The organism is Pseudonocardia sp. McavD-2-B (assembly GCF_024124365.1).
Lineage (GTDB): Bacteria > Actinomycetota > Actinomycetes > Mycobacteriales > Pseudonocardiaceae > Pseudonocardia > Pseudonocardia alni.
The window spans coordinates 1-9,084 of the sequence record NZ_JAMXSG010000246.1 but is presented as its reverse complement, the minus strand read 5'-3'; the positions used below and the strand labels follow the sequence as shown (position 1 = coordinate 9,084).

General features: G+C 72.8%; 9 protein-coding genes and 1 tRNA gene. 7 read left to right on the top strand and 3 right to left on the bottom strand.

The window, feature by feature from the left end:
* Both NH602_RS24305 and NH602_RS24300 read right to left on the bottom strand, forming a co-directional pair.
* A partial coding sequence (locus tag NH602_RS24305) for an amidase (protein WP_253068989.1) occupies positions 1 to 781 on the bottom strand: 781 nt, incomplete at its 3' end.
* A gap of 42 nt (positions 782 to 823) precedes the next feature.
* Positions 824 to 2,173 (bottom strand): MFS transporter, encoded by a 1,350-nt coding sequence (locus NH602_RS24300; protein WP_253068990.1) that lies wholly within the window; start codon positions 2,171 to 2,173, stop codon positions 824 to 826.
* Between the two features lie 380 nt (positions 2,174 to 2,553).
* Between NH602_RS24300 and NH602_RS24295 the strand changes: the two genes are divergently transcribed.
* Positions 2,554 to 2,703, top strand: a complete 150-nt coding sequence (locus NH602_RS24295; protein WP_157818417.1) for a hypothetical protein — start codon at positions 2,554 to 2,556, stop codon at positions 2,701 to 2,703.
* A gap of 55 nt (positions 2,704 to 2,758) precedes the next feature.
* Here NH602_RS24295 and NH602_RS24290 read toward each other — a convergent pair whose 3' ends face one another.
* A complete protein-coding gene (locus NH602_RS24290) occupies positions 2,759 to 3,970 on the bottom strand; it encodes a M20 family metallopeptidase (protein ID WP_253068988.1) in 1,212 nt (403 codons plus the stop codon).
* 109 nt (positions 3,971 to 4,079) lie between these two features.
* On the opposite strand from NH602_RS24290, the gene NH602_RS24285 reads away from it, so the two are divergent.
* The 6 genes from NH602_RS24285 (at position 4,080) to NH602_RS24260 (ending at position 8,998) form a co-directional block, all read left to right on the top strand.
* Entirely contained in the window at positions 4,080 to 4,595 is a 516-nt protein-coding gene (locus NH602_RS24285; protein ID WP_174525539.1) for a tRNA adenosine deaminase-associated protein, read from the top strand.
* A gap of 1 nt (position 4,596) precedes the next feature.
* Positions 4,597 to 5,070: a nucleoside deaminase gene (locus tag NH602_RS24280; RefSeq protein WP_253068987.1), complete on the top strand. Its 474-nt coding sequence runs from the start codon at positions 4,597 to 4,599 to the stop codon at positions 5,068 to 5,070.
* Positions 5,071 to 5,091: 21 nt separating this feature from the next.
* Positions 5,092 to 5,176: transfer RNA gene (locus NH602_RS24275), tRNA-Ser, on the top strand.
* 124 nt (positions 5,177 to 5,300) lie between these two features.
* Positions 5,301 to 5,924 carry a maleylpyruvate isomerase family mycothiol-dependent enzyme gene (locus tag NH602_RS24270; protein WP_253068986.1) on the top strand — a complete coding sequence of 208 codons (624 nt, stop codon included), beginning with the start codon at positions 5,301 to 5,303 and terminating at the stop codon, positions 5,922 to 5,924.
* A gap of 112 nt (positions 5,925 to 6,036) precedes the next feature.
* Positions 6,037 to 6,423, top strand: a complete 387-nt coding sequence (locus tag NH602_RS24265) for a hypothetical protein (protein WP_208826062.1) — start codon at positions 6,037 to 6,039, stop codon at positions 6,421 to 6,423.
* Positions 6,424 to 6,673: 250 nt separating this feature from the next.
* Positions 6,674 to 8,998, top strand: coding sequence for a molybdopterin cofactor-binding domain-containing protein (locus NH602_RS24260; RefSeq protein WP_253068985.1), 2,325 nt, complete (start codon positions 6,674 to 6,676; stop codon positions 8,996 to 8,998).
* Positions 8,999 to 9,084 lie beyond the last annotated feature (86 nt).

Genomic DNA, 9,084 nt, shown 5'->3' with positions numbered 1-9,084 from the left:
CGGCCCGGACGGCGTCGGCGATCACCGGGTCGTGCGGGCGCCACCAGTCGTCGTCGGCGACGCCGATCCGGGGCAGCACCGCCGCGGCCGACGCGCCGGGCTCCCCGAGCGCGGTGCGGGCGACGGCGAGCGAGGCGGCGTCGGCGGCCAGCAGCCCGACCGTGTCGAACGACTCGGCGAGCGGGAACACCCGCTCGCCCGGGATGGCCCCGCGCCGCGGCTTCAGCCCGGCGACGCCGCACAGCGCGGCCGGGGTGCGCACGCTCGCCCCGGTGTCGGTCCCGACGGCCAGCGCGAGGTGCCCGGCGGCGACGGCCGCGGCGGACCCGGACGACGAGCCGCCCGTGATCCGGGCCGGGTCGTGCGGGTTGCGGGCCGCGCCGGTGGCGGCGACGTCGCCGGTGGGGCCGTAGGCGAACTCGTGGGTGTGGAGCTTCGCGACGACCACGGCCCCCGCGGCCCGCAGCATCGTCACCACCGGTGCGTCGGCGGTCGCGGGGGCGGCGTCGGCCAGCAGCCGCGAGCCGCACCGGGTCGGCAGCCCGGTGACGTCGACCAGGTCCTTGATCCCGACGGCGACGCCGTGCAGCGGGCCCAGCCGTCGTCCCGCGGCGGACAGCGCGGTCAGCTCGGCGGCGCGCTCGCGGGCGCGGTCGGCGTCGAGGGCGACCACGCAGTTCGTGGTGTCGGACCCGAGCCGGGACAGCACGTCGTCGACGTGCTCGGAGGGGGAGAGCTCCCCGGAGTCGAGGGCCCGCAACAGATCGGGGAGCGGCAGCACGCGCTCAGCGTGCCGTCGCTCCCCGACTCCGACAACCGGTGGTCAGCGCGCGGCGTGCATCGTCGCCGCGATCTCGCGCGCCTCGTCCACCGACCCCGCCGACGGCTGCGAGTCCCGCAGCGGCCGGTTCGCCGTCTCGGGGAGGAACAGCAGCGTCACGACGCCGATGACCCCCGCCGCGATCAGGTAGTAGCCGGGCCACAGCAGGTCGCCCGTGGACAGGACGAGCGCCGACATCACCAGCGACACGGTCCCGGCGAACGCCGACACGAAGATGTTGAACGCGATCGACAGTCCGCCGTAGCGGATCTGTGTCGGGAACAGCGCCGGCAGCGTCGACGGTCCGGTGGCCGAGAAGCAGATCAGCAGCAGCCCCATGACCAGCAGGCCGAGGAACACCGCGGGCACCGACCCGTTCTGCATCAGAAGGATCATCGGGATGCCGAGCACGATCAGCCCGCCCGCGCCGACCCACATGATCGGCTTGCGCCCGGTGCGGTCGGAGAGCCACCCGAGCAGCGGGATGATGAACACCGCCAGCCACAGCACCGCGATCTGCAGCCACGACGACGTCGTGGAGTCGATCGAGGTGCCGCCGTGCTGGTCGACCGTGGTCTCCAGGTAGGTCGGCATGTAGCTGGTCAGCATGTAGTTCGTGACGTTCCAGGCGACGACGACGCCACCGACCATGACGAAGGTCGGCAGGTACTTCGTGAAGATCAGCTTGAGGCCGTCCTTCACCTGGGTGCCCTCGCGCTCCTCGGACTCCGAGAGCAGGGTCTGGAAGGCCGGGGTCTCCTCCAGCTTGACCCGCAGGTACACCCCGACGATGCCCAGCGGCAGCGCGACGAAGAACGGGATCCGCCAGCCCCAGCTCGACATGGACTCGGCGCTGAGGACCAGCGGCAGCACCGAGGCGATGGTGGCGCCGAGTGCGTAGCCGACGAACGTGCCGAGCTCCAGGAAGCTGCCGAAGTACCCGCGACGACGGTCGGGGGCGTACTCGGCGATGAAGGTCATGGCGCCGGCGTACTCACCGCCGGTGGAGAAGCCCTGCAGGACGCGGGCGGCGACGAGCAGGATCGGCGCGGCCAGCCCGATCGAGGCGTACGACGGGATGAGCCCGATCAGGAACGTGCCCAGCGCCATCAGGATGACCGTGATCGACAGGACCTTGGTGCGGCCGATGCGGTCGCCCAGCGGACCGAAGAACAGCCCGCCCAGCGGACGGAAGAAGAACGCGATCGCGAACGTCGCGAACACCGCCACCTGGGACAGCGGCCCGGGTGGGAAGAATTCGGCCTCGATGGTCGTGGCCAGATAACCGTAGACACCGAAGTCGAACCATTCGGTGATATTGCCGACCGCGGCCGCCGCAACAGCGCGCCGCATGGTCGCGGGATCGGTGACGGTGACGCCGTCGACCGTCCCCTCTGCTGTGTCGTCCACGCGTTCCCCCTGGCGACAGTGCACGCCACGGATGAAGCTTTCGTCGGGAAACTGTCAATCCGTGTCGTTCTGTCCGTTTCGTCAAACAGTTCTCCCCGACGTTAACGAGACGTCGCCCCCGGTGCCGGATGAGGCACCGATGTGTCTGTGAGCGGAGTCATTCGATTCGGTGGTTCCGCAGGCGGGACAGCGCTTTTCCGACGTGGGACCGTGGTCGGCGGGCGCAGGTGGCGCCCGTGGGACTCGCAAGCGTCGCGACTCCGCCCGGGTCATCCGGACCCGGTCACCGGACCCGGCGCGTGCCCGTGTGAGGAGGAGCCGTCATGGCTGTGTCGAACGCCGTCTTCCTGTCGATCATCGCGAGCACGGGGGTGGGCCTGGCGGTCACCTCCGCGCTGGCCGCCTACGCCCAGCGCACCTGGAAGGGCTACGGCCGCGTGGCCCCGGCCGAGCAGGTCGAGGAGACCGTCTGAGCGTCCGCGTGCACGGCGCCGCGTCCCCGTCCGGGGGTGCGGCGCCGTCGCGCGTTCAGCCCGTCGCGGCCAGGGCGAGTCCCGCGTACACGGCGACCCCCGCCGGGAACGTGGCCTCGTCGAACACCACCCGGTTCGAGTGGTTCGGCGGGGCGAGGGCCGGGTCGACCGACGGCGGCCGCGCCCCCAGGAACGCCAGCGAGCCCGGCACCCGGTCCAGCACGTAGGAGAAGTCCTCCGACCCCATCAGCGGGTCCGGCATCGCCACGCAGGCGCCGCGGCCGAGCACCTTCTCCGCGACGCGCACCAGCCCGGCGGTCGCGCGGTCGTCGTTGCGGGTGACGGGGTAGCCCGGGACGATCTCGGCCTCGGCCGTGCAGCCGTAGGCCAGCGCGGTGTGCCGGCAGTGCTCGGTGACCGCCCGGTGCAGCAGCGTGCGCACCGGCTGCGACAACGTCCGCAGTGTCCCGGTCAGCTCCGCGGTCTCCGGGATGACGTTGTCGGTGGTGCCCGCCTCGATCCGGGACACCGTGAGGACCGCGGACTCCTGCGGCCCGACCCGGCGGGTCAGCAGGGTCTGCAGACCGCCGACCATCGCCGCGGCGGCCGGGACCGGGTCGCAGGCGTCCTGCGGGGCCGAGGCGTGCCCGCCGCGGCCGGTCACCCGGACCCGCAGCACGTCCGCGGCCGCCATGATCGGGCCCGGCCGGTGGTGGAGCTGCCCCGTCGGCACCGTCGAGGTGATGTGCAGGGCGTAGGCCAGCTCGGGGTCCTCGTCCAGCACGCCCTCGTCGATCATGTGCCGGGCGCCGTGGAACCCCTCCTCGCCCGGCTGGAACATGAACACCACCCGGCCGGCGATCCGGTCCCGCCGGTCCGCGAGCAGGCGCGCGGCCGAGGCGAGCATGGCGGTGTGGGTGTCGTGCCCGCAGGCGTGCATGACGCCGTCGGTGCCCGAGGCGAAGTCCAGTCCGCTGTCCTCGGGCAGCGGCAGCGCGTCCATGTCGCCCCGCAGGAGCACCGTCGGTCCGGGACGGTCGCCGTTGAGGACGGCGGTCACCGAGGTGCAGGACCCGCCCGTGCGGATCCGCAGCGGCAGCCCGTCGAGGGCCCGCAGGACCGCGTCCCGGGTGCGGGGCAGGTGCAGTCCGAGCTCCGGTGCCCGGTGCAGCTCCCGGCGCAGCGCGACCGTCCGCGGCTGCAGGACGCGGGCGGCCTCGAGCAGGCCGCCGGGGAGCCCCGCGACCGAGGCGGGCGTGATGGGCATGGACCGATCGTCGCCGACCGGAGCCCGTCCGGCGCCCGCGGGCCCGGTGTGACCACGCGTACCTGGTCGTGGCGTGACTCACAGCCCCGGAGCGACGTACCGTTGGTGCGTGGCCACACAGAGCGTCGAGGCAGCCCCGGACACCCGGGGCGCCGCCCTGCCCGGATTCGCGGTCGCCGCGATCCGGGAGGAGGGCCGTTGGCGCTGTGTCCGGCTGGACTCCGAAGCGCTCGTGGACCTCGACGCGGCGATCACCGCGTTGCGCGCGCAGCGCTCCACCGGTGCGGTGCTCGGCCTCCTCGACGTCGACGACGAGTTCTTCGTCCTCCTCCGCCCGTCCGCGGGCGGGGTGCGGCTGCTGATCTCCGACGCCGTCGCCGCGCTGGACTACGACATCGCGGCGGACGTGCTCGACCTGCTCCGCGTCGAGCTCCCCCCGGACGACGACGCCCTCGACGACGCCTGGCCGGAGGGCGACCTCGGCATCCTGGCCGACCTCGGCCTGCCCGCCGACGAGCTGGAGATCCTCGTCTCCGACCTCGAGCTGTACCCCGACGAGCAGCTGGACACCATCGCCCGCCGCTGCGGGTTCGCCGCCGCGCTGGACGAGCTCGTCGGCTCCTGAGTTGTTCCGCCCGGCCGATCGGCTCGCGCTGGGCCGTGCCCTCGACGTCGCGCGCGACGCCGAGGCGACCGGGGACGTCCCGATCGGCGCGGTCGTGTTCGCCGCCGACGGCACCGAGCTCGCCGCGGCCTGCAACGCCCGTGAGGCCACCGGTGACCCGACCGCGCACGCCGAGGTGCTCGCCCTGCGCGCCGCCGCGGCCGTCGTGGGGGAGTGGCGGCTGACCGGGACGACCCTCGCCGTCACCGTCGAACCGTGCACGATGTGCGCCGGCGCGATCGGGCTGGCCCGGGTCGAGCGCGTCGTGTTCGGGGCGTGGGAGCCCAAGACCGGTGCCGCGGGCTCGCTCTGGGACGTGCTGCGCGACCGGCGGCTCGCGCACCGGCCCGAGGTCGTCGGCGGGGTCCGCGCAGGTGAGGCGGCCGCCCTGATGCGCGAGTTCTTCGGCCGGACCCCGTGCACCGACCGCGACTGAGCCTCTTGTAACCTTGTCGGCGGTAGCGTGTCCGAGCGGCCGAAGGAGCGCGCCTCGAAAGCGCGTGAGGTTCACGCCTCCGTGGGTTCAAATCCCACCGCTACCGCTGGTCAGAGGGCCGGATCCCCGAGTCGGGGATCCGGCCCTCTGTCGTCGGGCCGATGAGTCCACGGCCGCCGGGTGGTCCCCAGGAGCAGCCGACCATCCGCGCGACGCCCGGGAGGACCACCGTGACCGAGGTCTGGAAGCTCATCCACTCCGAGCGCGCGGCGCTCGTCGCCGACCTGCGGGACGTGTCCGGCGACCGGTGGGACACCCCGTCGCTCTGTCCCGGGTGGACCGTCCACGACGTGCTGGCCCACCTCGTCGACACCGCCCGGACGACCCGGGGCCGGTTCGTCGTCGGCATGCTGCGGGCGCGCATGGACTTCGACCGGCAGAACGAGCACGGGATCGCCCGCGCACGCGGTGCGACGCCGGAGGAGACCCTGCGCCGGTTCGCGGAGTGCGTGCCGATGACCGCCACACCGCCGGCCCCGCTCGCGACCCGGCTGGTCGAGATGGTCGTGCACGGGGAGGACGTCCGTCGACCGCTCGGGATCGTCCGGACCTACGCCCCCGCGGCGGTGGCCCGCGCGCTCGCGCTGCAGGTCCGGACCTCCACCTCGTTCGGGGGTGCCCGCGAGACCGTCGCCGGCCTCCGCCTGTCGGCCACCGACACCGGCCTGGTGGTCGGCAGCGGCCCCGAGGTGCGGGGGACCGCGCTGGCTCTGCTCCTCGCGGTCTCGGGCCGGCCGCCGGGGGACGACGCGCTCACCGGTCCCGGGGCGGAGGCACTCGCGCGGGCGGAGTGAGCGCGTCCCGTCTCCGACCGTGGTCCGACGCCGTGGATCATTCCCGGCTCCGATGTGGCCGACCCCCGTTCGGCGCGACAGTGGGTGCACACCCCGACACGAGGAGCTGGAGATGACCACGATGACCACCACCCCGCACGACCACGCGACCCCGGAGCCCGCCCGCCCCGGCGACCCGGACGCCTACCCCGTCCTCACCGTCCTGATGCTGATGCTCGGCGGCTTCGTGCTGCCCGTCGTCGGCTGGCTCGCCGGTGTCGTGATGCTGTGGACCGGTCGCTCCTGGACGGTCGGGGAGAAGTGGCTCGGCACCCTGGTGTGGCCGGGGATCGTGGCCGTCCCGGCGCTGGTGCTGGTCGCCGGCCTCGTGGCGACGCCGGAGCCGGGTGCCGGGCACTGGGCGATCGTCGTCGCCGGGATCGTCGGTGTCCTGGGTGCGCTGGTCGTCCTGCCCTGGACCTTCGTGAAGCTGCTGCGCGCCGGTCGGCGTACCCACTGAAGTTGGTAGTGACGCTCGCTCGAACAGGTGAACGGAATATCCGGCGCACAACCGCCTGATTCGGACCTGTGAGACACAACGTATCCGCATCTGCGGATACGTTCTCGCCGATCGTCGGCGGTATGCGGATCTCAGCGGGTTCCGTGCGTCACAGCGCCGAGCGCATCACGACCACTGACCTCTCGTTCCGCTCTCCAACGGACTCCGCCGGCCGCTCCCCCCGGGCCACGGAGCGAAGGAGAGGACAACGATGTCTGCCCCGACACGTGCACGCACCGAACGCCGCGATGTCAGCCGTCGCCGATTCCTCGGCTACCTGGTCGCCGCCCCCACCCTCGTCGTCGCGGCGGAGGTCGGCCGCCAGCACCTGTTCGCCCCGCCGGGGGCCTCGGCCGCCGCGATCCCGTCGCCGCCCCAGGTGGCCGACGCCTACGACCTGCTCGACGCCGTCCGCGACTCCTCCCGGCCGACCTCGGCCCTGATCCGGGTGGAGGTGAACCGGGACGGCACGGTGTCGTTCCAGCTCCCGCGGTCGGACAACGGGCAGGGGATCATCACCTCGACCGCGATGATCATCGCCGAGGAGATGGACCTCGACCCGGACCAGGTGACGGTCACCCTGGCCGACTCGCGCCCGGAGCTGGTCTTCAACCAGCTCACCGGCGGCTCCAGCACGACGTTCTCGACCTACACCCCGATCCGGGTCGCCGCGGCGATCGCGAAGGGCCGGCTGCTCGACGCGGCCGCCGCCCTCCTCCAGCAGGACGTGGGCACCCTCACCAGCCGCGCCGGGCTCATCACCGGCGCCGGGGGCAGCGCGATCCCGTTCGGGGAGCTCACCGAGGCCGCGGCCGTCGACGCCACCCGCTCGGTGGAGGTGGTGCTCAAGCCGCGCGAGGAGTTCACGGTCATCGGGACCGACCGGCGCAACGCGCAGGCCCGCGACATCGTCACCGGCCGCAAGCAGTTCATCGCCGACATGAAGATCCCCGACGCGCTGCCGACGGTGATCTGCCGCGGCCCGAACCTGAACTGCGCCCCGGTCTCGGTCGCCAACGCCGACGAGGTGCGCTCCATGCCGGGCGTCACCGACGTCGTCGAGTGCGCCACCGGCGTCGCCGTGCGGGCACACACCTACGGCCAGGCCGTCGACGGTGCGAACGCGCTGCGCGTGCGCTGGGACGCGGGCACCGTCGAGGGCGAGAACGACGAGTCCGTGCTGCAGAAGGTACGGGCGGCCGAGCTGCCGCTGGCGGTCCCGTCGGTGCCGGGGGAGACCGTCGAGGGCGACTTCACCTTCTACTTCCGCAGCAGCTCGGCCCTGGAGACCAACACCGCGATCGCCGACGTCCGGGACGGCCGGTGCGAGATCTGGACCTCGCTGAAGATCCCGATCACCGTGCAGCACGACATCGCCGAGCAGCTCGGGCTGCCGGTCAACGCGGTCACCATCCACATCGTCCCGGGCGGCGGCTCGTTCGGCCGTCGCCTCTTCGGCGACGCGGCCAAGGAGGCCGCCGAGATCTCCCAGAAGCTCGGCAAGCCGGTCAAGCTGATCTGGTCGCGCGCCGACGACTCCCGCCAGGGCCGGGTGCACCCGATGGCGACCTCCCGGATCCGGGCGGTCGTCGCCGGCGAGTCCGTCGTCAGCTTCGAGCAGCGGCACACCGGTGTCAGCTGCGACTTCGGGCACGGCTTCGGTGACGCCGTCACCGCGGCCGCCGCGAAGGCGCCGCTGGGCCAGGTCTCGGTCGCGGAGGCGATCTGGGAGCTGACCCAGGCCACGCCCTACGACTTCGGCGCCCAGACCCGGGTGCTCAACGAGGTCGACATGCGGTTCAACACCGGCTCGATGCGCAACGTGTACTCGCCCGACGTCTGCACCGCGCGCGACCTGATCGTCGACCGCATCGCGGAGAAGATGGGCAAGGACTCCTACGAGTTCCGCCGCGAGTTCCTCCGCAACGACGCGATGCGCGCCGTGCTCGACAAGGTCGCCGAGGAGGGCGACTGGGGCCGGTCGATGCCCGACGGCACGGCGCAGGGGATCGGGTTCCACGTCGAGTACAAGGGCTTCGCCGCCTGCCTGGTCGAGATCGACTGCCGCCCGCAGACCGTGGACCGTGAGGTCCGCCAGGCGCGGACCGGCCCGCGGGTGACCAAGGCGGTCTTCGCCGTCGACGGCGGTCTGGTCATCAACCCGCTCGGCTTCAAGGCCCAGATCATGGGCGGGATCAACGACGCGATCGCGATGACGCTGACCTCAAGCCTGCACCTGGTCGACGGTCACTTCCTCGAGGCGAGCTGGGACAACTACTTCTACACCCGGCAGTGGAACACCCCGCTCGACCTGCAGGTCCACCTGGTCGACAACGGCCGGCCGGAGCCCGGTGGGGCCGGCGAGTTCGGCGTCGCCCCGACCTGCGGGGCGATCGCGAACGCCTACGCGCGCGCCACCGGCCGGGTGCCGGACCACTTCCCGATCCTGCACAACGAGCCGCTGCCGTTCGAGCCGTATCCGACCGTCCCGCCGATCCCGCCGTCGCCGACCAACGGCCTCGACTTCGTCCGCTGAGGAGACTGACATGCCTTCCCACACCTTCACGGTCAACGGCGAGAAGGTCACCGTCGACGTCGAGGACGACGTCCGCGTGCTCTGGG